The 22,604-nt window shown below is 43.7% G+C and carries 21 protein-coding genes and 2 pseudogenes; 11 read left to right on the top strand and 12 right to left on the bottom strand.

What is annotated here, in order from left to right; translation table 11 throughout:
- The first annotated feature begins 7 nt into the window (after positions 1–7).
- Together F6K46_RS05005 and F6K46_RS05000 are read left to right on the top strand one after the other, a co-directional pair.
- Positions 8–760 (top strand): 4'-phosphopantetheinyl transferase superfamily protein, encoded by a 753-nt coding sequence (locus F6K46_RS05005; RefSeq protein WP_293053290.1) that lies wholly within the window; start codon positions 8–10, stop codon positions 758–760.
- Between the two features lie 433 nt (positions 761–1,193).
- Positions 1,194–1,742, top strand: coding sequence for a response regulator (locus tag F6K46_RS05000; RefSeq protein WP_293053293.1), 549 nt, complete (start codon positions 1,194–1,196; stop codon positions 1,740–1,742).
- Between the two features lie 340 nt (positions 1,743–2,082).
- Here the strand turns inward: F6K46_RS05000 and recR are convergent, their stop codons facing one another.
- Together recR and F6K46_RS04990 are read right to left on the bottom strand one after the other, a co-directional pair.
- Positions 2,083–2,679, bottom strand: a complete 597-nt coding sequence (gene recR, locus F6K46_RS04995) for a recombination mediator RecR (RefSeq protein ID WP_070396891.1) — start codon at positions 2,677–2,679, stop codon at positions 2,083–2,085.
- On the bottom strand, positions 2,645–2,803 hold the full coding sequence (locus tag F6K46_RS04990) for a hypothetical protein (RefSeq protein ID WP_293053296.1): 159 nt from the start codon (positions 2,801–2,803) through the stop codon (positions 2,645–2,647). Before F6K46_RS04990 ends, recR begins: the two co-directional genes overlap by 35 nt.
- 126 nt (positions 2,804–2,929) lie before the next feature.
- On the opposite strand from F6K46_RS04990, the gene F6K46_RS04985 reads away from it, so the two are divergent.
- On the top strand, positions 2,930–5,869 hold the full coding sequence (locus F6K46_RS04985) for a UvrD-helicase domain-containing protein (protein WP_293053298.1): 2,940 nt from the start codon (positions 2,930–2,932) through the stop codon (positions 5,867–5,869).
- 548 nt (positions 5,870–6,417) lie between these two features.
- Positions 6,418–6,744, top strand: a complete 327-nt coding sequence (locus tag F6K46_RS04980) for a hypothetical protein (protein ID WP_293053302.1) — start codon at positions 6,418–6,420, stop codon at positions 6,742–6,744.
- A 191-nt stretch (positions 6,745–6,935) separates the two neighbouring features.
- Here the strand turns inward: F6K46_RS04980 and F6K46_RS04975 are convergent, their stop codons facing one another.
- The 4 genes from F6K46_RS04975 to F6K46_RS04960 all read right to left on the bottom strand — a co-directional run bounded on the left by F6K46_RS04975 (position 6,936) and on the right by F6K46_RS04960 (position 11,406).
- Positions 6,936–8,219 carry an NAD(P)/FAD-dependent oxidoreductase gene (locus tag F6K46_RS04975; protein ID WP_293053304.1) on the bottom strand — a complete coding sequence of 428 codons (1,284 nt, stop codon included), beginning with the start codon at positions 8,217–8,219 and terminating at the stop codon, positions 6,936–6,938.
- 311 nt (positions 8,220–8,530) lie between these two features.
- On the bottom strand, positions 8,531–8,932 hold the full coding sequence (locus F6K46_RS04970) for a DCC1-like thiol-disulfide oxidoreductase family protein (protein WP_293053306.1): 402 nt from the start codon (positions 8,930–8,932) through the stop codon (positions 8,531–8,533).
- 863 nt (positions 8,933–9,795) lie between these two features.
- Positions 9,796–10,752, bottom strand: coding sequence for a hypothetical protein (locus tag F6K46_RS04965; protein ID WP_293053308.1), 957 nt, complete (start codon positions 10,750–10,752; stop codon positions 9,796–9,798).
- 15 nt (positions 10,753–10,767) lie between these two features.
- Positions 10,768–11,406, bottom strand: a complete 639-nt coding sequence (locus F6K46_RS04960) for a hypothetical protein (RefSeq protein WP_293116818.1) — start codon at positions 11,404–11,406, stop codon at positions 10,768–10,770.
- A 534-nt stretch (positions 11,407–11,940) separates the two neighbouring features.
- Between F6K46_RS04960 and F6K46_RS04955 the strand changes: the two genes are divergently transcribed.
- Positions 11,941–12,759 carry a hypothetical protein gene (locus tag F6K46_RS04955; protein ID WP_293053312.1) on the top strand — a complete coding sequence of 273 codons (819 nt, stop codon included), beginning with the start codon at positions 11,941–11,943 and terminating at the stop codon, positions 12,757–12,759.
- Positions 12,760–12,936: 177 nt separating this feature from the next.
- Here F6K46_RS04955 and F6K46_RS04950 read toward each other — a convergent pair.
- From F6K46_RS04950 to apcD, 4 genes and pseudogenes are all read right to left on the bottom strand, one after another.
- Positions 12,937–14,131, bottom strand: a pseudogene (locus tag F6K46_RS04950) (transposase).
- A 238-nt stretch (positions 14,132–14,369) separates the two neighbouring features.
- Positions 14,370–14,792 (bottom strand): hypothetical protein, encoded by a 423-nt coding sequence (locus tag F6K46_RS04945; RefSeq protein ID WP_229415439.1) that lies wholly within the window; start codon positions 14,790–14,792, stop codon positions 14,370–14,372.
- A 202-nt stretch (positions 14,793–14,994) separates the two neighbouring features.
- Positions 14,995–16,243, bottom strand: a pseudogene (locus tag F6K46_RS04940) (RNA-guided endonuclease TnpB family protein).
- 491 nt (positions 16,244–16,734) lie between these two features.
- A complete protein-coding gene (apcD, locus tag F6K46_RS04935) occupies positions 16,735–17,229 on the bottom strand; it encodes an allophycocyanin subunit alpha-B (RefSeq protein WP_293045677.1) in 495 nt (164 codons plus the stop codon).
- Positions 17,230–17,253: 24 nt separating this feature from the next.
- Here apcD and F6K46_RS04930 point away from each other — a divergent pair, with 24 nt between their 5' ends.
- The 5 genes from F6K46_RS04930 (at position 17,254) to F6K46_RS04910 (ending at position 20,091) form a co-directional block, all read left to right on the top strand.
- Positions 17,254–17,376: a hypothetical protein gene (locus F6K46_RS04930; RefSeq protein ID WP_269087059.1), complete on the top strand. Its 123-nt coding sequence runs from the start codon at positions 17,254–17,256 to the stop codon at positions 17,374–17,376.
- A 23-nt stretch (positions 17,377–17,399) separates the two neighbouring features.
- Positions 17,400–17,552: a hypothetical protein gene (locus tag F6K46_RS04925; protein WP_293017404.1), complete on the top strand. Its 153-nt coding sequence runs from the start codon at positions 17,400–17,402 to the stop codon at positions 17,550–17,552.
- A 115-nt stretch (positions 17,553–17,667) separates the two neighbouring features.
- Complete coding sequence (rlmD, locus tag F6K46_RS04920; protein WP_293053316.1) at positions 17,668–19,053, top strand: 23S rRNA (uracil(1939)-C(5))-methyltransferase RlmD; 1,386 nt, start codon at positions 17,668–17,670, stop codon at positions 19,051–19,053.
- A 16-nt stretch (positions 19,054–19,069) separates the two neighbouring features.
- The gene (locus tag F6K46_RS04915; protein ID WP_293053318.1) at positions 19,070–19,195 is read left to right on the top strand and encodes a hypothetical protein; all 126 of its coding nucleotides are present in this window, start codon (positions 19,070–19,072) and stop codon (positions 19,193–19,195) included.
- A gap of 449 nt (positions 19,196–19,644) precedes the next feature.
- Positions 19,645–20,091 (top strand): anti-sigma regulatory factor, encoded by a 447-nt coding sequence (locus F6K46_RS04910; RefSeq protein WP_293053320.1) that lies wholly within the window; start codon positions 19,645–19,647, stop codon positions 20,089–20,091.
- 24 nt (positions 20,092–20,115) lie between these two features.
- Here F6K46_RS04910 and F6K46_RS04905 read toward each other — a convergent pair whose 3' ends face one another.
- The gene (locus F6K46_RS04905; RefSeq protein ID WP_293053322.1) at positions 20,116–20,403 is read right to left on the bottom strand and encodes a DUF6439 family protein; all 288 of its coding nucleotides are present in this window, start codon (positions 20,401–20,403) and stop codon (positions 20,116–20,118) included.
- Between the two features lie 81 nt (positions 20,404–20,484).
- Here F6K46_RS04905 and F6K46_RS04900 point away from each other — a divergent pair, with 81 nt between their 5' ends.
- A complete protein-coding gene (locus F6K46_RS04900; RefSeq protein WP_293017399.1) occupies positions 20,485–20,928 on the top strand; it encodes a DUF2203 domain-containing protein in 444 nt (147 codons plus the stop codon).
- Positions 20,929–20,962: 34 nt separating this feature from the next.
- On the opposite strand, the gene F6K46_RS04895 is transcribed toward F6K46_RS04900, so the two are convergent.
- Positions 20,963–22,297: a heterodisulfide reductase-related iron-sulfur binding cluster gene (locus F6K46_RS04895; protein WP_293053324.1), complete on the bottom strand. Its 1,335-nt coding sequence runs from the start codon at positions 22,295–22,297 to the stop codon at positions 20,963–20,965.
- Positions 22,298–22,604 lie beyond the last annotated feature (307 nt).

Genomic DNA, 22,604 nt, shown 5'->3' with positions numbered 1-22,604 from the left:
TTGAACCATGACCCCAGTGTGGCTAATTCCCCCAACAGATTTACAACTATTGAACCATGATGTCCATCTCTGGCGTGCGCAGTTGGAGCTGAGTGGAGTATTGATTGAGAAATTGGCAACCACTCTTTCTGAGGACGAGCACCAAAGAGCTGAGCGATTTTACTTTGAGCGGGATCGGAAGCATTTTATAGCAGGTCGGGGTCTTCTGCGCCAAATCTTGGGTCGCTATTTGGGCATGAACCCATGCCAAGTGGAGTTTTGTTATGGAAAGCGGGGCAAGCCAGCACTCAAGGAAACTTGTGGGGGCAAAAGACTCCGTTTTAATGTATCTCACTCTCATGGACTAATTCTGTATGCTATTACCCAGGATCAGCGGATTGGCGTTGACCTAGAATATCTGCGACCAATGCCAGATGCTGAGCAACTCGCTCAACGTTTCTTTTCCCCCCAAGAGTATGCCGTGATTTGTTCTGTGTCTGAGGAGCAAAAGCACAAGGCATTTTTCCAGGGATGGACCAGTAAGGAAGCCTATCTCAAAGCGATTGGTGAAGGACTAGCTGGCTTGGAACAGGTCGAAGTTTCTGTAAATCCAGCTGAACCGACTGCCTTGCTGAGCATCAACAAAGACCCTCAGGCAGTTTACCGTTGGTCTATCGCTGGTCTAACCCCTGTGCCGGGTTACTTTGCCTCGTTGGTTGTCGAAAGAAAAGATTGGCAGTTAAGTTGTTTTGATTATACCGAGCAATCAGTCCCTGGTTAGGGTGTGTGGTGACCTAGTCTAGGGTAAATTTAGGCCGTGATAGGAACTGGTTAATCATAACTGAAGCATACCAAGTACTTTGCATCGGAATGCTATTGGCCGTAGGCCACGCGGGGCGCGTTCGTATTCCAACGGGGCAGCCTCAACACCCCTTCACCCTGAACGGGTGTAGGGTCTTACCCTAGAATGGCACTAAGTAGGGATAGGTTGTGACATCTGCCACAGCTTTTTATCTGGGTATGGCTATAGATTGATAGGGCTGAGTTATCTTAGTTGGGTAGGTCGTGACTTGTCGATCATCGCTCTTGCAAACTGGCACTCCCCTGAACATAAGTTAGGGTGTCCACATTAGCCTCTGGAGTCGGCGACAGTCGCTTCATTCAACATTTGTTTTTTTAAAATTACCTCAAACTACCTTGGAAAGGAGTCAGTCGTGGCAAGTCATAAAATCCTGGTAATCGATGATAGTACGGTAATCCGCAAGCGTGTCAAAGAGATGTTACCTCCGGGTTTTGAAGTCCTCGAAGCTAAAGATGGGGTGGAGGGAATTAATTTAATTTACCAGGAAGACCCTAACTTTATAATGTTAGATTTTATCCTGCCAAAAATGAGTGGATTTGAGATTTTTGAGAAACTTCAAAATGAGCCTAAATTACAAAAAATTCCTCTAGTATTAATGTCAGGAAGAAAAGAAGAGGTAACTGCTAAAATTAAAGAACCTTTTAAGTATTTTTCCTTTATTGAAAAGCCTTTTAATAAAAAGCAGTTGACGGACGCTATCAAAGAATCTATGCAAAAGGCTAAGAAGCGACCAGCAACTGCACCACCAACAGTTAGTGCAGCTACCGATCAGTCCTCCGTCGCATCAGCTCAAGAAATTGCACAGTTGAAGGCAAAGGTTGCCAAAATGCAGAAGGAAATTGATGCCTTGAAGAAACAGTTAGGTCAGCTGGTGACGTTTATTAAGCAAAAGTTGAAGTAGTTTAGTAAAGGATGAAGTATCAAGTCATACTTGATACTTCATCCTTTACTAATTCTTAGCTTCATCCGCTCTTATGCCTCACATCTCAATGCTACTCCATGAGTGTCAGATGAATCGCGGACAGGGTCTTTAATATTTTGAGATCGTCTATAATGAACATAGCAGGGAAGACAAATTAAGAGCTAACCGCCACCTGCGTGCCTAAAAAAATAGAACGAGTTGTATTGTTCCGGTGCGGAGGGGCATCCCGTATCGTTAATAAAGCTTACCGAGTATCCGAACCAGTAGGTGGAGTTGGTAAGAAGCCCACACTGAACCGATAGGCCAGTGTGGGAGTATGTCACTCCAACTCACGGCGTCCTTCTAAGGCTCTAGCTAGGGTGACTTCATCTGCATATTCTAGGTCTCCCCCCATGGGTAAACCAAAGGCAATTCGAGTCACTTTGGTAAACGGCCTGATCAGTTGACCTATATATAGTGTGGTTGTCTCCCCTTCTACACTGGGATTGATGGCTAAAATGACTTCTTGAATCGTTTTCTGGCTGACTCGTTGTACAAGTTGCTGGATATGGAGTTGTTCTGGACCAATGCCATCCATAGGGGAGATCACTCCTCCCAGAACGTGGTATTGGCCTCGGTACTCGCGGGTTTTTTCGATGGCAATCACATCCCTTGAGTCGGCAACTACACAGATAGTCTTCTGGTCCCGGTTGGAATTGCGGCAAATTTGGCAGACCGGTTCAGCAGACAAGTGAAAGCATACTCTACAAAAACCAACTTGTTGTTTGGCTTCCACCAACGCTTGCGCTAGGGCTTTGACTTCCGGTGTTGGACGCTTGAGGATATGAAGGGCTAGTCGTTGGGCAGTCTTTGGACCAACTCCAGGCAGGCGTTGTAGCTCTTCAATTAAGCGAGCGAGGGGGCGTGTGTAAACCATCAGTCAAGAATCGGGAATCGGGAGTAGGGAGTAGGGAGTAGGGAGTAGGGAGTAGGGAGTAGGGAGTAGGGAGTAGGGAGTAGGGAATCGGGAATCGGGAATCGGGAATCGGGAAAGTGTTCATGGACTATTGAGCGCTGCTAGATCATGGGATTTTTAGAATTACAGTGGAAAAACTAAACATTAGAATAGCCTCAGCTATAAGATAAATAGATCTAGATAGATCTGCGATCGCATTTTATCCGCCCCTATGAGTACAACCCCTGATTTCCTGAGCCACCTCAACCCTTCCCAACTTCAAGCCGTTGAACATTTTTGCGGTCCGTTGTTAGTCGTTGCTGGTGCAGGGTCTGGCAAAACCCGAGCCTTGACCTATCGTATTGCTAATCTGATTCTCAAACACAAGGTCTCACCAGAAAATATCTTGGCGGTGACGTTCACTAACAAAGCCGCACGGGAAATGAAAGGGCGGATTGAGCAAATATTTGCTCAGCAGCTGGCGGAACAGAAGTATGGTCAACGGTTGGAGCTTCTGCCAGAAGACCAACAAACCCAGTTGCGATCGCGTGTTTACAGAACAATCACCAAACCGTTGTGGATTGGCACCTTCCACAGTCTATTTGCTCGGATTCTCCGGTTTGATATCAATAAATATCAAGATGAGCAGGGACGGAAGTGGAATCGGAACTTTTCCATCTTTGACGAATCCGATGCCCAGACCCTGGTTAAAAGCATTGTCACTCAAACCTTAAATCTTGATGACCACAAATTTAACCCCCGTTCTGTGCGCTATGGTATCAGCAATGCCAAAAATCGCGGTTTATCTCCCCAGGAATTTGAGCGAGAACAGTCCAATTTCCGGGGACGAGTGATTGCTGATGTCTATAGTCACTACCAAGAACAGTTAGCTGCTAACAATGCTTTGGACTTTGATGACCTCATCTTAGTGCCAATGAGGCTATTCCAACAGAATGAGTCGGTCTTAAGCTACTGGCATCAGCAATTTTATCACATTTTAGTGGATGAATATCAAGATACCAATCGGATTCAGTATGAACTGATTCGCTTGTTAACTACCAAGGGAGAAACTCAAAAGAGTCAGTGGGATTGGCAGAATCGCTCAGTTTTTGTAGTAGGGGATGCAGACCAGTGTCAGCCACCAGGTACTCAGGTACTCACTACTGAAGGATATGTTCCCATCGAAGCACTAGACCCAAATCAACATCGGTTAGTCAGCTATAACCCTCATTCTTCCGCAGTAGTTGGCAGAGTCGAAGGTTATCGTTTCAACAAAGCCAGTCGTCCTTTTAGTGGCAATCTGATTGAGGTAACGGTTGATAGCCAAACTACTCGCTCCACACCAAACCATCGATGGCCAATCCGGTGGAATCAGCAAGCTAAGGAAAAGACTCATGTTGTCTACCTAATCCGCCGAGGTCAGTGGTACCGAGTCGGATGGTGCAAGCTATTTAAAAGCGATGGTGGATTTCAGTTAGGCTATCGAGCCAGGGTTGAGAAAGCAGATGCCGCCTGGATTCTGATGACAACCGACAATCGGACAGAAGCTTCCTTCAAAGTCTCTTATATTGCCGCTCGCTATGGTATTCCCACTGCCCCGTTTGAACCAATTAATGGTGCCACTGAGTACACCCGTCAGATGCTGGAGCAGTTATTTAATGCACTGGGTGATGTGTTACCAGAACGGGGGATTTCCTGTCTTCAAGACTTTGGACTCGACCCAAACTACCCCATTTACCGCCCTGACATTGCCTATCAAGGGGGACGGGGTAAAAGTACTATCGAGCTAGCAGCGATTAACTTATTACCAGAACTGATGGATATAGCCGTCTATCAGGGTGGCAAAACAGTGGCTTGGAAACCGATTAGGATTCAGCGTCAGGAATACAATGGCTTGGTGTATAGCCTAGAGGTAGAGAAGCACCATGTCTACTTTAGCGATGGATTGCTTACTCATAACTCTATCTACAGTTTCCGAATGGCAGACTTCACTATCCTTCTGGGTTTTCAGCAAGACTTTGGTGACGGTTTACCGGATCAAGATACTCGCACTATGGTCAAGCTAGAAGAAAACTATCGCTCTAGGGAAAATATTCTTCAAGCTGCTAACCACCTGATCGAAAATAATACCCAGCGAATTGATAAAGTTCTGCGAGCAACACGGGGTGTCGGGGAAAAAATTTATTTTTATAGCGCTGATGACGAATTGGAAGAAGCTCAGTTTGTAGTCAGTAAAATTATCCAGCTAAAACGACAAAATCCAGAACTGGATGGTGGCAGTTTTGCTATTCTTTATCGTACTAATGCTCAATCCCGTGCCTTTGAAGATGTCTTGATTAGAGCGGATATTCTCTATACTGTAGTTGGTGGCTTAAAGTTCTATGACCGTAAAGAAATTAAAGATGCTCTGGCTTACCTCAGAGCGATCGCAAACCCATCCGACACTGTTAGTCTATTGCGCATTATCAATACTCCTCGACGAGGAATTGGACAAACTACCATTAACAATCTGGTTGCAGCTGCCCAAGAATTAGGAGTTCCTCTGTGGGAAATTATCAGTGATGAGACCTCAGTTCATACATTTGCTGGACGGTCAGCTAAAGCAGTAAAGAAATTTGCTCAGCTTATGTCTCAATGGCAGCAGCAATTGGAAGACCTCTCAGCATTAGAGATTCTCAAAGGGATTATGGAGGAGTCTGGTTATATTGGCGATTTGAGAAACAAAGGCACTGAAGAAGCTGAGAATCGATTGGAAAATATTGTGGAATTGTTTAATGCAGTCCTGCAATTTCAAGAAGAAAACGAAGAAACCACCTTAGAAGGGTTTCTTGCTAATGCTTCTCTAGCCTCTGACATGGATAACCTGGAAGAGGGAAAAAAAGCAGTTTCTTTAATGACCCTTCATTCTGCTAAAGGACTAGAATTTCCCATTGTCTTTCTAGTCGGCCTAGAGCAAGGACTGTTTCCTCACAGTCGTAGTCTCAGAGATCCTGTAGCGTTGGAGGAAGAGCGGCGTTTGTGTTATGTAGGGATTACTCGCGCTCAGGAACAACTGTTTTTGTCCCATGCTCATGAGCGACGCTTTTATGGGAATCGGGAACCAGCTAACCCTTCTCAGTTTCTTGAAGAGTTACCTTCAGAGTTAATTGACAGTAAAGTGGGAATGTTTTGATAGTATCCTAGGTTTGGGGGGGTGACATGCAAGCTGAAATCATTACTGGGTAATAATTTCAGCCCATAAGTTACTTAGCGATGCAGTTGCTCATCGGGGTTACCCCCATGAGCAACTGCCGTGGTTTCCCCCATGAGCGACTGCATCAAGACAATGAATTGAGGGTTAATTTGGGACTTTATATTCCATGAGTTTATTCCCATCAAAGCCTTATATACTAAGCTTGTTAGGGCTCATGTCACCCCCTCAGGTCCCTTTGTCAAGGAGTTCATTTGTTCTTGTCATTTATTGTTATTCCCTATAATCCTGATTCAGTCTAGCTTATAGCTTCTTTAATACACCATAAAGTTAAGAAATTTTACAAAAAAATAGACCTATCTTGACCGCAGAAAAAAAATACTGTAGGCTAACCATGGTAGCTAAAAAATTAGTCTAGATTCGTCAAAATACTAGGATATTTTTTGGCCAACCATGGTACAGGAATCCTAGATTGTTTATGATAACTTTCTGGGAATAATAGCAATTTATCTCTAAAGGAGACAGTAACAATGAATAACGAATTTTTTGGTGGTCTAAAGCGGATATTCTCTGACATTTTCATTTTTGGAATGGTCTTCTTAATGGTAGGCTTCTTTGCGCTCACTCCAGCTGCTTTTGCAAACTGGAATGAGGAGTGCAACAATGAAGGATGTAGTAACGGTGAATTACAAGACCTCTACGAAAGCTATGCTTCAGAGTGTTTAACAGAAGGCTGTTCTAATGAAGAAATGTATGAGACCGCAGGTGGTTCTGGTTCAGTATGTCCAATGTTTTCTGACTTTAAGGACAAAGGCTTTTACGTAAGTCCAGACTCCTTGGGTCAGTTCCGTTGCTAAGCATTCCTTAGGGGAGGCCCTTAAAATCAAAAACAACTAAACAGAACTGTTAGGTATTTTATTATATCCTAGCAACCAACAAGTTTTTTTATTTGCCTTGTCTTGATGCATGCTTTGTATCAAGACATCAAAACAAGGCAGGGTTTATTCATAACTATGCCTGGTTATCCAACAAGATGCGTTTACCCTGGTTACCGTATGTCGGAAAAAGTTAGTTTGCTAGAGGTAGACACAGAGAAAATTTGGCGTACGTTGCGTTCTCCTGTCAGATAATCTCTAATCCAACTACCCAAAACAGTTAAACGATTTGATAAACCGGGAAGATAATATAAATGGATACCTAACCATAACAGCCAAGCTAACCAGCCTTTTAAGGAAATTCTGCCAAACAGATAAGCAACTCCTGCATTGCGAGCAATAATTGCTGCTGTTCCCTTATTGAAATAATTAAAAGGTTTGAGAGATAATCCTCCAAACTGTCGTTTGAGATTACTAGCGACTGCCGTTCCTTGCTGTAAAGCTTCAGGTGCAATCCCTAAAAGTGGTTTGTCGTCTTGCTTAACATAGGCAACATCTCCCACAGCATAGACTTCTGGATGTTCTAATAATTGCAAAGTTGAGCGCACACAAACTTGATCTTTCCTAGCTGTAGCTAACTTGTCAGACTCTACAGGAAGATTAGCTTTTACTCCTACAGCCCAAATAATAGTGCCTGTTTCAATTATGGAACCTTCTTCTAATTCAATGGCTCCAGGCATGACCGAACTAACACGAGTGTTAAAATGAATTTGAACTCCCCGACGGCATAGCGCTTGCTCAGTGTAGTCTCCTAAATGATCGGGAAAATCAGCAAGCAATCTATTTCCTGAATGAATTAAGATTACTTTTACTTCTTTTAAATCAAGTTCCCGATAGTCTTTAGCTAAGGTATCTGTAATTAACTCAATTAAAGCTCCTGCCAACTCTACCCCTGTCGCACCGCCACCGACAATTGTAAACGTAAGTAGTTGTTTTCGTCTTTCCTCGTCAGTACAACTAATAGCCTGTTCACAATTACTCAAAATGCGATCTCGTAGGGCTACTGCATCATCAAGAGTTTGCAAGGGATAGGTGTATTTAGGTGCGCCATCTACACCGAGAAACTTAGTTTGACTCCCCGTAGCTATGATCAAATAGTCATAATTAATATTTTTTTGATCAGTTTTTACAAGTTTAGCGGCAAAGTCTATTTCTAAAACTTCTGCTTTCAAAAAACTGGTATTAGGAGCGTGTCGCAAGAATTTTCGCAATGGATAGGCTACCGATTCTGGGGGAATAAAACCAGTAGCTACTTGATACAGTAAAGGCACAAAGGTATGATAGTTGTTGCGATCTATCAATAAAACTTCTGCATTGACTCTGGCCAAATTTTTGACCGCTCTCAATCCGGCAAAACCAGCCCCGATGATTACTATTTTAGGTTTTTGATATGACATGTATAAAATGGTTGTTATTAAAGGTTTTGTTTGAGGAAGTTATAGCATCTCTAAATAGGTTTTAAACAGTTGATTTATCTATAACTCCCTATGATATTATCAGTATTTTACCCCTATCTGTATTCACAGATCATTTAGGATTGCTATATTTAATTTATAGTGCCCCTAAATAACTTTTATAATCTTTCTTGCTCCTCCAGGTAAAATCATCCTAGGGTAAGTTTAAGTATGGAGATGAGAGGCTTTCAAAGTAAATGGGGGTAGGAGTTTAGAAGCCAGTAACAACCTAAGGTACTAACTATAATACTGACTCATAGTAACAGAAACCTTTTGCGCTCTTGAGGGGTCAATAACCGACAACTACTTTGGCCTAGCTCTATCTGTTTACGTACTGAAGAAATAAAATTGTACACACCATCTCGAATAAATGGGGGAATAGCCAAAAATATCCCTAGATTCCTAACCGGTCCTTCTGCTAAGGTAATTGCCATCAGAACCGCTGAACTCTTTTGATAAAGACGGCCATTATAAAAGAGATATGCAGTGGTTAGATCAGGGGGCTGATACCCATGCTCAGCGAAGAAACTCTCTGCATATTTTGATTGGAGAGGACAAAACAGTAATGATGTCAGCTTTGTTCTTTCTAGAAGAAACAGAACAGTGGCATTACAAAAACCGCAGTCTCCATCATATAAAAATATTGCTGCTTCCATGGTTTTACTGTTCCTGATACCGAATTGAATTGGATGGAAAAGTTTTGTTTATCTAGGACATAATAGCAGGGTCAATGCATCTTATTTTGGAATGCCTAGTGGATATGAAATTAATTAAATAAGTACTTTTACTTATTAAGCTTGAAATCTTTTCTGACCAAGGCTTCTAGAATGTAGATGCTTTTGTCCTGGGCATAATAGGGCTTTATTGGTGATTTTATGATCAGCCATCAGCTTTCTGATTTTCCAAGGGAATCTACCCAAGGGGCACTAGCGTAAGGCACAACTCATACCTATCTCCTAAAGCTATAACTTGATAAGCAGCGATTGCAGAAATAATTACCTACTCGCTATCTCTGTAACCCTTACATTGTAAGGCTTTGAGTTTTATTAAATGTGGAATTGATTTTGTCCACCTGCTTAATTATACAGGGTAGAGTTATCTTGTCAACAAACGTGAGATATTTCTCATAAACCAGGCGTGATTGTGATTGTTGACAATGTCTTATATATATGTATAGGATATATTGAATTTAATAAAGACTACATATATAATATAGAAATACTAAAGATCAGATGGGTTTACCGTTCTCCTATGGCCTGCTTCCCACACTTTCCGTTTTTTTTTGCCAATATGATATCTAGCCCTTACAGGTTTCAATTATCACCAGGTATGGGAATTGAAAGTTTCTTCCCATACATAGAGGATGGCTTGAACCCTGTCAACACTATCAAAATTAGTATTTTTTAATAGTGTAAAAAAGTCAGTACCTAAGGTATAGATATATGTCGGTGGGTATTATAATCCTGTCTTAAATCTTTCAAGAGTAACCGGATTATACCAAAGGTTAATACCGACAGTATCAACTAAGGAAACCAAGTGAATTTTCAACAATGTCTCTCCAGGGAAATAGGTAGATTTGGAGTAGAACAAATGCCAGTACATAGTACAAGCGGATGTTTTTAAAGGTGGGCTCTGCTTGTGAAATGCCCATAATAATCAGCGTCCAGCCAAAACCCATAACAGGTGCGATCGCATAGGTTGTGACTATAAACGTTAACAGAAATAGATCACGTATCTTGGACAGCCACTGACTTTTGGTAAACAGAAAAGCGATCGCCACGAGAGCTTCGATCGCCCCACCCCAATAGGTGAACAATTTAGCCAATATCCCAACAGTTTGAGAGTCTTGCAATACAACTGACTCGAGATTGCTCATAGGAGCAACTAGACTACTAAGGGTTGACCGATTTTCAGCAAGGAGATCCTTGGGCAACCCTCCAAGCAGATCCACAACATTGGCAAAGCGCACATCGGTCAAAAGAATATGGTGAAACGCTATGCTATTGAGAAAATCAGGAGAGATAGTTTTCCAGATTGTTGCGAAAAGAAAACACAAGCCAATCAGTAGTCTCGCATTTACTGCAAGTGTTTCTTTAACATTGCTACTTCGGGCAGAGAAGCACATCGCCAAGCACCAGTAGGCCAAAAGGTACTTATGGTTGTCTATGGTGAACCAGTTGTAGAGGTCACCTGCCAAAACGATGCTAGTAATCAAGAGCCAAAATCTGTAATTCCGCTGCCAAGCTGGATAGACAAGTCCTAAAATGCAAAGAATTCGGACTGGCACTACCACGTACCAAAAATCGGTAGGATAAGTCAACAGCAGTAGCAGAGTCATGATTGCCGACAAATCAAATATATCTGCTTCCCTGATATAGCGTATAAAAGCTCCCAAACTTAGGTTTATCTCATCTGTATTTATCTCCGTTGCTGGCTGTTTCTGAATCTCCACCTGGCTACTTTTTGAGATACTCATACTCTTCAAATCTCTTTAGGACAATCTTTTGACGACAGATGATGAAAGTTTGTGTGCCTTGACCTGGCTTGATTCAGGATCAAACATATATTGCCATACTTCAACTTGCACCTCTTTAACAGCGACAAATTCAGCCTTACTAGGTAGTGATTTACCTTTTTTTAGAACTTCCGGAGGCAATAATTGGGTTAATCGTTGTATTTGAAGTTGGACTTCGCTTTGGCGATCTATAAGATCGGGAGCCTCCGAATCCAAGTTGGAGACGTAGTCGCTTGAGGTATCTCCCTCCGTGGCATTGACAGTAGCTTCATTGAGAGTAGGTGGCTCGGAGCTAGGCGAAGCGTAACTTATCCATTGGCTTTGAGCCAGCTCACGAGTCAGACGTAATAGACGGTTTTTTGTGGGGATCGTGCGTACCTCCGTTGCGAGCTTACCCAACCATTTAGGTAACTTGACCTGAGTCTTCCCTTGGTCAGTCACAATATAGATTCGAAGGAAGCGGGCGGCTGGTGAATCAAGGGTAGAAAACATGCCAAACCCTCCGCCTTTCCAAGGGGTAAGAGACAATTGATGGGAAGCATACTGCTGTACAAGAGCAACAGTAGCTAAAAGGCCTGGAACTCCATATTTAAAGAGAAGGTCACGACGTTGCATGAATTTGGATGATTTCAAAAAGGACAGATATTTGTATACATGATTAATAATATATAGCAGTTTAGGTATAAGTAAAGTCTATAGAAAGTACAGCGTTTTTCATAACTATACTATGTTTTTCATGACTATGAGGTACACAGGATTTGTCACCTCTTACCCTGGCTGACTGACACAAGTAGCTGAAAGCATTGCCAAGAGGGGGTTGCCAAGAAGAAGAAAGTCTGAGTAGATGGAGAAGGAAGAACGAGCCCCCGAAGGATAATGAAAACTCCTGGGGGGGTGACATGCAAGCTGAAATCATTACTGGGTAATAATTTCAGCCCATAAGTTACTTAGCGATGCAGTGCCGCCAAAGGGGGTTCCCCCCATGAGCAACTGCCGTGGTTTCCCCCATGAGCGACTGCATCAAGACAATGAATCGAGGGTTAATTTGGGACTGTATCTTCCATGAGCTTATTCGCATCAAAGCCTTATATAACTTTTTAGTGCTCATGTCACCCCCTCAGCTCCTAGGTACTTAATACTTCAGCCTTTATGCTTCATCTTAGACAGATGCCTTGGCAATTTCCTCAAAGACTAACCCAATCCCTAGGAGCAATCATAATTCTCCTAGGTTGTATGATAGCAGTTGGCAAGCTACAGCAACCCCAACTCAATGCCCTCAAACAAAGCTCCAAAAACACCTCACCTGCAGACCTCCAGCGAGATGTAGAAGCAACACAAGTGTATCTCAATCTGCTTGAGAGACTACCTACATTTGGCTTCGATAATGTATTAGCTGATTGGGTATTTCTGAATTTCCTTCAGTACTTTGGTGATCAAGACGCTCGCCAAATTACTAGCTATCAGCTTAGCCCAGAGTACTTTGAGGTTATTATAAACCGAGACCCCAAATTTTTAACAGCGTATTTCTTTCTATCTAGCAGTAGCTCCTTATATGCAGGAATGCCAGAAAAATCTGTCGCCTTAATGGAAAAAGGACTCCAGTCACTATCCCCTAAAGTTCCTCCTCAGTCTTATTATGTGTGGCGTTACAAAGGAATTGATGAATTATTATTTTTGGGTGACCCTAAAGCTGCCCAACAATCCTTTGAAAAATCAGCAGATTGGGCAAGTAAATCCCCTGATGAAGAAAGTCAAAACATTGCTGAAATTTCCCGCAAAACTGCTGAATTTATAAGGCGCAATCCTACTAGTAAGATAGCTCAAGTGAGTGCTTGGTCAATGGTTTTAAATAACTCCCCTGACCCTCGCACTAGCAAAATCGCCATTAGTAGAATTGAAGCCCTAGGTGGTAAAGTTATCATCACACCAGAAGGAGCAGTTCAAATTAAACTGCCCCAGACAGATTAATAGTGTTTATTGTTTAAGGTTAGAAGGTTTAAGGTTAGAAGGTTAGAAGGTTAGAAGGTTGAAGGTTAGAAGGTTAGTTAGAAGGTTAGAAGGTTGAAGGTTAGAAGGTTGAAGGTTAGAAGGTTTAAGGTTAGAAGGTTTAAGGTTAGAAGGTTAGAAGGTTAGAAGGTTTAAGGTTTAAGGCTTGGTGGTGCAGAAAACTCTGAGAAGTCTCAGGTTGAGAATAAACACGACCCTACTAAACTCAATTCGGCAGTTCCATTCATCCTGTTTTCGCAACGAAGCCGAAGCAGGAGGAGGATTGTATCTTGTCAAGCCAATAAGTTTGGGTAACGGTAAGCGTTGATAGCAAAGTCGAGCCAGTTCCCGCAAGCCAAGTTGCAGAAAACTCAGTCCCCTTTGGCCATGCCAATCAATCCGAGGGCGCTGGCCCTTTAGAACGAGCATCATGCCCAGTATCAAGGCAATGAGTGAAGCACTACCCTTGCAACATCACCAAGCAAGTAAGCCCTTTCTCATCCCGCAAGCCAGAACGCAGGATATCAAAGGCAGCCGACTTGTAATCTTTGAAGTGCGGTTCAATGCCGCCAAAGCGTTTGCCATAGAGCTCAAAGGTTTTGAGTGAGGGTGGTTGACTCGACTTGACCGCCCAGGGGTCTTCAGCGATAGGGACATGAGCCGTGGCCAAATGGCAATCAAGATCCCCTAAGACAGTGACCTCTTTGAACAGATACGCTTGCTCTGGGGGCTTAGCATACGCTTGAACCGAGAGGGTTCGTCCCGAGGCTAAGGTGACTAACTTTTCAGACTTGACCCGAATGACCCAAGCCCACTGCTGTTGGTCTAACCAGCGTAGCAATGCACCATGTTCAAAGCCCCGGTCAGCTAATAAGGTAACGTGACAGCCGAGGGGCACCAAACTTTTAGCAGTTTCTAAAACCCCCTGATACTGCTCAAAGGCAACCGTGGCGCTGCCATGCTCGATCACTGTTTGAGCCAAGGTCAACGAGCGTCCACCAATCGCCAAACACACCTCGATCAGGCAAAACTGATCCCACAGCATACTGGTGTCTAAGGTCAGTGTGAGGGACTCTCCCTCAAAGGCTTGAAGCACGTGTTGGAGTAGGGGGTCATAGAAGCGCTCAGCACTGATATGCTCATTGTGAACCAAATAGCTAAGCCGCTCCATGTGGGCACGGGCTGTGCAGTCTCGATGATCCAAGTAGGGAATCCACTTACTCAAACAAGCACTCTCGGATTGCAAAATGGCAGCGACGGCTTCACTATACCCTTGCAGGTGACGTTGATCTTTGGGTAGAACCCATTGACACAATTGGTCTTGTAGTTGACGATGCAAAAGGGGAGATTCCATGAAATTTGCTTTAAGTTTGGGACCTTAAGCTTCTCATGGAATCCCCCTGTCATGCTATCCCTGTCTTATTATTGAGACTCTATACCTACCACTACTTTCAAGACTTCTCTGCACCACTAAGGGTTTAAGGTTAGAAGGTTTAAGGTTAGAAGGTTTAAGGTTGACGACTCGGATATCGCCATTACCCATTACCCATTACCCATTACCAAAAAAACGACACTCATTTCTATCAACATGGCTATATAATTGCTATTAGTAACTGATTTAGTAATAACCCTACACTAAAACCTGTTAGAGAAACCCCACAGATAATCCAGAAAGCCTGCCATTCACCGTATCCTTCTGTTTGAAGATCTAATCTGGTTAAGGCAGCAGCAGCAATCAGCACCAGGATACGGCTAGAATAATGAATCCAGCGCAGGATGATAACGCCTAGGAAAGAGCTGAAAATTACGGAAACAAAAGCTTTAGCATCAGATTTCATCCAAGTCCCGTACAATTTTCTAATCTGATACACTGGAGCAGTTATAGCCAAAGCCATCAACAAGATATAAACTGCTCCGATCAGCCAGAGCCATACCGATACCTTAAATAAGGAAAGATCTGAGCCTGATGTAGTGTGTTCTACCGTAATCAATTCCTGATAGTCAACAGATATCATCCAGCCAAAAATACTATGGCTTAACAGAAGAATTGATAATGAAAGCCAGGGCAATTTTTTGATTAACCACATGTGAACTACCCCGACCTACTTCATTGAGGTAGGGGCTTCCAGCTTGGCCTTTGGCCACGCTTTCGCCGTAGGCGACGCTGCGCGAACGCGAACACGGAAGAATGCCGAAGGTGCGCTTTCCGTCGGCGAATTAAATTCGCCACGGGTCGCACCTCAACTTGGATGGACGTCCTCGTTTTGGTCTTACTTCTTCGACCCTGGCGTTGACCTCCCCCGTCCCAGAGGAGGATAGCATTCTGATACCTTCTGCTAAACATGTTCTTAGCTGCATTACCGTCCCTATCATGATGGCTGCCACAGTTTGGGCAAGTCCAAGACCTTACATCTAGTGGTAACTCTTTGATTCGGTAATGACAATTAGAGCAAGTTTTAGAGCTGGGAAACCACCGGTTTATTTCGAGCAATATTTTTCCTTCTTTTTCGCATTTATAAGAAAGGAAATTTACAAAAGTTCCCCAACCCAGGTCAGATATTGCTTTAGCTAATTTGTGGTTACGTTCGCGAAGCGTGCGCGTAGCGCACAGCATGCCCTTGACATTTAAGTTCTCGACTACTACCACTTGATTTTGATCTACTATCTTTCTAGATAGCTTGTGCAGATAGTCTTGGCGGACATTTCCAATACGTTCGTATACCTTAGCTACAATTTTGCGCGCTTTTTTGCAACCATTGCTGCCCTTCTTTTTACGGGCTGCGATACGTTGTTTTTTAGCTAATTTCTTTTCGTATTTAGCTAAGTGTTTGGGATTGCCAAATTTAGAATTATTCTCGCCATCGTAGGTAATCGCAAAATCCTTGATGCCCAAGTCAATGCCAATCACGTTCCCTTCTTGAGATACTTTAACCTCTGTTGATTCGTATTCCACTAGAATAGAAGCGTAATACTTGCCAGAAGGGTCAAAGCTTACTGTTACAGTCTTAATTTCCCCTTCTAATGGTCGATGAATTACAGCTTTAACAACTCCTAATTTTCCTGGGAACTTTAGGCTATTGCCCACCTGTTTTACATTTTGGGGATACTGGATTGACTGGCGATGATGATATGACTTGAATCTAGGGTATTTTGCTCTTCCTTGGCCTATTGGCCACGCTACGCGAACAAAAAAGTTCTGATAGGCACGACTAAGATTCAAGCTCACAGATTGTAAAACCTGAGAGTAGCATTCTTTTAGCCATTCAGTCTCTTTTTCTTTTTTGAGTTTCGGCAACATAGAGTTGAGTGCAGATTGCTTCAGTCCTTTTCCCGTTTCTTTGTAGGTTTCTATACATTGATTCAATGCATAATTCCACCACCAGCGAGCACATCCAAAGTGCTGAGCTAGTATCATTACTTGTTCTTTTGTGGGATAGATTCTGACTTTGACGGCTTTATGTTTCATTGCACTCAACCCTGTTATCGACCTTACTTACTATTATGTAGAGTTCACAGTAAGGTGTCAAGGTGTTGCCTCAAATTCCTGGCTCGCTATCTATCCCCAACCTCCTTGGCCGTAGGCCACGCTACGCGAACGTAGAGGTTGGGGAATTCCGCGAGTTTTTGTTAAAGAATCCCACGACTAAAATGCGTGGGATTTGAGGTCATTAATCATTAGTATTTTGTTAATTGTTAATTGTTAATGGCTAATTGTTAATTGACCATGGACAATTAACCATATCCTAGTATTCAATGACCAATGACTAATGACTAATCACCAATGACTTAGGAGGTCAGTTGTCAGCCGCCAGCTGTCAGCTGACAGCTGACGTAACAGAGATTAAACGAATGCTTACCTGTTTTATTCAAAAGCTGTTCAGTGTAGCTTGCCCTATGCCCATAAGCTGAACGCGCATGCGTGCGCGTAGCGCATTAGCTGATAGCTGATAGCTTACCTTAGGACTTAGGAGACATTGCTTGAATAATGTAATCGAAGAAAGGAGCTGTCAGCTCAGCCTCCTCGTCGGTTAGGATTCCCAAAGATGCCTCTTTTAAGCAATTTATCGCTTCTGACATCCCTGCCATTGGCACACCTAGGGCATTATACATTTCTCTTGCCCCGATGATACCAATGTCTTCAATAGGTTTCTGATCACCAGCAAGTACACCATAGGTGACCAACCGCAAGTACCAACCATAGTCCCGTAAACACTGATTCCGTTCACGCTGACCATAGGCATTGCCTCCTGGTGCTATGAAGTCAGGGCGTTTCTGCCACAGCTGACTGCTGGCTTTTTGTACAATCTTTTTTTCATTCTCCGACAGGGTGGCAGCAATGCGCAATCGCTGCTCACCACTTTGCAAAAAATCATTGATACTTCTGAGTTCACCAGAGCTGAGGTATCTCAGCTCGTCGTCGGCTTTGAGAATGACTTGACTAACTACACTCATGTTATTAGTTTATGGAGTTTTTTATTGAGTTACTCAGGCGATTCATCCCAAGCTAAATTACAGATTTTAGCTCGGGACTTCTTGCCAGAACTTTTAATTAGTAGTTTACCGACTTTGGGTGACACAACGGAAGGGCATTGGGCATAAGATCAACAAATAGAGCAAAACCCATGCATGCTTGCATCGATAGTCTCTTTCCCCTCTTACCCCATCCTTTACATTCCCTTGAACTATCCGTTGCCCCCTCTTGCCATCTCAAGCTGGCATTACAACAAAACTATCAGGATTTACGCAAAAACGCTATAACTACTAGGATACCTTAATAATACACCCTACAGGTAGCGAAGGGTGCGCCGACCTGAGGGGGTTTCCACCATGAGCGACTGAATCCGATCTCACTACTCCCTACTCCCTACTCCCTGTTCCCTTTGCTATATAATGCCAATGATGATAACTAATCAGCCCAGCCCTGAGTGTTGGCAACAAGGTCAACTGATTGAGGTAATGATTACAGACCTCAGTGATAGTGGTGATGGCGTTGGACGCCTAGGAAATCGGGTCGTTTTTGTTCCGGATACTGTCACAGGGGATAGAGCTTTGGTGCGCCTGATGCGGGTCAAACCTAACTATGCCACTGGTAAGTTACACCAACTGTTAGTGGAATCCCCTAATCGTGTTCGTCCCCGATGTATCGTCGCGGATAAGTGTGGTGGTTGTCAATGGCAGCATGTTAGCTGGGATTATCAGAAGTTGGCTAAGCAAAATCAGGTGATTCAAGCCCTCAAACGCATTGGTGGATTTAGCGAACCCGCCGTAGCACCAATCTTAACCACAGATTCTCCCTTGGGCTATCGAAACAAAGCTACCTATCCCCTCAAACGCTCAGCAACGGGTTCAGTTCAAGCGGGTTACTACCAAAAAGGTAGCCACCAGCTGATTAATCTTAATCAATGCCCCGTGCAAGACCAGCGATTGAATCCTCTGCTAGGGGAAATTAAGCAGGATATTCAGCAATTGGGTTGGTCGATATACAACGAAAGCCGCCACCAAGGACGATTGCGTCACCTTTCGTTACAGATTGGACAACGGACTGGCGAGATGTTGCTGACCTTGGTCACAACGGATCTGAATTTAAAAGACTTGGATGTCCAAGGGCAAACTTGGCTAAATCGTTATCCCCAACTGGTTGGTGTTTGTGTGAATCATAACCCCCACCGCAGTAATGTCATTTTTGGTTCCCAAACCTATTGTGTTGCCGGTCAGCCATACTTGAGGGAGAACTTTGCTGGTCTTGAGTTGCGGCTGCGACCAGATACGTTTTTCCAAGTTAATACTGAAGCGGCTGAGGTTTTGTTAAACCTAATCATTAAACAGCTAGCCCTGAAGGGGGATGAATGTGTAGTTGATGCTTACTGTGGCATTGGGACGTTTACTCTACCCCTTGCTCAACAGGTAAGCCAAGCTATCGGTATTGAAGTGCAAGCCGCATCAGTAGAGCAAGCTGAGCAAAATGCCTTGAACAATCGGATCACTAATGTGAAATTTCAGGCGGGATCAGTTGACCAGTTACTCCCCCATTTGACTATAGCGCCAGATATTGTCTTACTTGACCCACCCCGTAAGGGATGTTCTCCAGCAGTGATTGACATCCTCAGGCAAGTGGCACCAAAACGGATCGTTTATATCAGCTGTAAGCCAGCTACCCTAGCACGAGACCTCAAACTCCTTTGCCTCAACGGTTACTACCAGTTAACCCACATCCAACCTGCTGACTTCTTTCCTCAAACCTCCCATGTAGAATGTGCTGCTTTTCTCGAGCACTGATATTGGCGTTGCCCAATTGTGGAACACCCAAGCATCATCCCTGATTGGTGATGGGGAATTATTGGTGATGGGGAATTGGCAGCTTACCCAAGGGTTCCATGGGCATAGAAATAGTTTGTTTATGTATAGTCTTTATGTATAGTCTCAATTATCTACATCAATTATTTACCTATTTCACTGGTATTTCATGAGGAAATTACCCAGAAGGGTCTGGTCTGGGCGAAAATTTTCTGATACTATAGACGTAGGGAATCAGAAATAAACAAGGTTACAGAATATGAGTAACGCTAAATGGCTATTATAGCGCTGTTTAGGCATTTTTGCCATTGAGCTGATAGGTAAAGCAGCGACATTAGTGAAAAACCTATTGAACTAATTAACAGAATAATTAACCATATAGAGGTTGTAGTTTAGCTATGCTAGCAGGAATCTTCATGTCTGAATATAGAAGCCAACCTCAAGAAATCGAGAGTTCCTAGTCCAGTTCTCCCTGAGCACGATTCAGCCGTGCTTAGGGGTAAACCGATAAAAATCAGGTATCTAGCCTCCTATTATATCAAGTCCACCAAAAAAAAGCTAGGGGTTTCTTGAGTGATTGGCACATCTTTGAGTCCGGCTGAGTGCGGTTGGGAAACGGTTAGCTTTGCTTCTACCCTTTACCTTTGCCCGATCCTCGATTTGCTTCTTGAACAAATTCCCAATAAATGGCAACCGGAACTCCGGCTGGGATTACAAGAAGCATTAGTGAATGCAGCAAAGCACGGTAATAATTTAGACCCAAGTAAGACCGTAGAGGTTCAATTTTCAGTAGTCAATGGTGAATATTGGTGGGTAATTTCAGATGAAGGGTCTGGTTTTACCCATGGTGACGACCAAGAGACTACCGACGTTAGCCTACCCTGCGATGAATCAGAAAGCGGTAGGGGCATGAGCCTCCTTCACCAAATCTTCGATCAAGTCCTCTGGAATAACCAGGGCACAGAAATTAGGCTTTGTAAACAAGTGAAGCATCCCTCTAAGCGGCCCCTATTGTCTTAAGCACCTATTTTACTTAGGGTTTCGTTACTTAGGGTTTCGTGTCCCATGAGTTGGACACGGGGGAGCTGAAATAGAGCGGTCTAGCCATCCAGATGCTTGGCGCAATCGTTCAAGGGCTTCTTCTGGATGTTCATTGAGCAGAAATACCAAAGCAGCAGCAGCCTGCTCACTGGCTCGGGCGGAGCGATTAGACTTGAGGCGATGCCAATCATTGGGTCTGATCGCCAAACGCTCTGCTAAGGCTTGAGCCAATTCCAGAGTGCTAGGTTCGATCTTAGCATCAGTTTTGGGGAATTGGATGGATTCAGGCATTGTTTTTTGAGTGCTGAGTGGGGGAGTGTGTCAGTGCTGACTAACTCCCAACTATTTTAACCTAGGATTTAGGATTGCTATATGCCTCCAGAATCGTTTGATTCATCTTACCGTAATTCAGCAAAAAATAGAGAGGATCAACAAGATGTTGCTGAGTTTGAAGAGGAATTGGGTCAGATAGAGCGATCGCTTAATACTCTCAAGAAACGTTATACTCAGGTGCAGCGGGATCAGCGACAGCAAGCTCAACTCCAGGAGCGTCGAGAGCAAGTTAGGAAAGACTTGCGCAAGACTAAAAGTAATCAGACTAATAGTAATAAGACTAAAACTACTAATACTAAAACTAATCGACAAGCCCTAAAGGCTGAGTTAAGGCAAATCCAGGAACAACTGGAAGTCTTGGAGCTCAATTTAGAGAGTCAGTTGTTTTCTTGGCATAGTCTACGGGAACCGTTTTGGCATGGGGTGCGCTTTGGGGGATTGGGTTTGGTGATTGGTTGGATACTTAGGTCTTGTGTGAGTTAGTTACTTGTTGACAGTTGTTCTTGTGTGCCTAAAGCTAAATTCCTAATCCTCGTATCGAATAATCCAGTAACTCCATCGGATGCATTAAGGTAATGTCTTTTCGTTGCAGCTTCAAATGCTTCTTGATCTGCAATGAACAGCCTGGATTCGGGGAAGCAATCAACTCTGCCCCAGTATTCAATAAATTATTCACCTTTTGTTGTCCCAGCTCATCCGCTACTTCCGGTTGCAGCATGTTGTAAACTCCAGCACTACCGCAACACAAGGCGGCATCCATCGGTTCCCGTAAAGTCACTCCTGGAATTTGCCGCAATAACTGTCGCGGTTGTACACTAATCTTCTGTCCATGTAATAGGTGACAAGCATCCTGATAGACAATAGTCAATGGCTCATCCCTAAGCGGTGAAAGGGTTGCCGTTAGTCCTGCACTAACTAGAAACTCTTGGGCATCCTTTACCTTACCCGCAAATTCCTGAGCTTTTTGGGCATACTCGGGGTCATCTTCGAGGATGTGACCATACTCCTTCAAGGTATGACCGCAGCCAGCAGCATTAATAATGATGGCATCAACTTCTGTGCCCTCAAAGCTATCAATCATCTGTCGTGCCAAGGCTTGAGCTTGCTCTGTTTGTCCTTGGTGTTCTGGCAAAGCCGCACAACAGCCCTGGGTTTTGGGAATCACCACTTCACAGCCATTGGCGGTCAACACCCGCACCGTTGCTTCATTCACTGGGGAGAAAAACAACCGTTGCACACAGCCAAGTATTACTCCTACCCGGTAACGCTTCTTGCCCACAGGGGGAATAACATCGGGCAAATTATCCCGAAACGAATCTAGAGTAACTTTTGGCAGCATTGACTCCATGGCTGCTAACCGAGGAGATAGCAGTTTGAGCCAATTCGTAGAGCGCACTAGTTTCTGTACGCCCAAGGTCTGGTAGAGATATAAGGGAAACAATAATGAACGCAATCGCCCCGGATAGGGAAACAATCTAAAAATTAGCTGTCTAAACACCCAATCAGGAAAACTACGAGGCTGATTTCGCTGAACTTGATGACGAGTGGCGGAGATTAGCTTATCGTACTGAACCCCAGACGGACAAGTTGTTACACAAGCTAAACATCCCAAACAAGAATCGAAATGTTGTGTGCTCGCCTTGGCCAGGGGAGCCTCCCCTTGACTAATGGCATTCATTAAATAGATCCGACCCCGAGGGGAATCCATCTCTTTCCCAATAACTCGGTAACTCGGACAGGTGGAAAGACAAAAGCCACAATGAACGCAGGAATCAATCAATTCCTGCTTGGGCGGTTTTTCAGCATCAAAACCATTTTGCTTATTCGTGGTTAGTTGTTGGATATTGGTCATTTTTAAAGGTTTAAGGTTGTAATGTTGAAGGTTTAAGGTGGGAAGGGTTAAGGTTTAAGGTGGGAAGGTTTAAGGTTTAAGGTGGGAAGGTTTAAGGTTTAAGGTGGGAAGGTTTAAGGTTTAAGGTTTAAGGTTTACTGGTGAATGGTGATTGGGAATTTATCATTTATGATTGATATAGCGTTTATGATAGTTATAAGATACTTTCAAGTTTTTTACCCCGACTTCCGACTCCCGACTCCCGACTCCCGACTCCCGTTCCCCTCCTGGGAGGGGTTAGGGGTGGGTTCCGACTCCCTAAAACCCA

Source organism: Moorena sp. SIO3E8 (assembly GCF_010692445.1).
Classification (GTDB): Bacteria; Cyanobacteriota; Cyanobacteriia; order Cyanobacteriales; family Coleofasciculaceae; genus Moorena; species Moorena bouillonii.
Note: the sequence above shows the minus strand (reverse complement) of the source record. Positions and strands in the feature narration are given on the sequence as shown.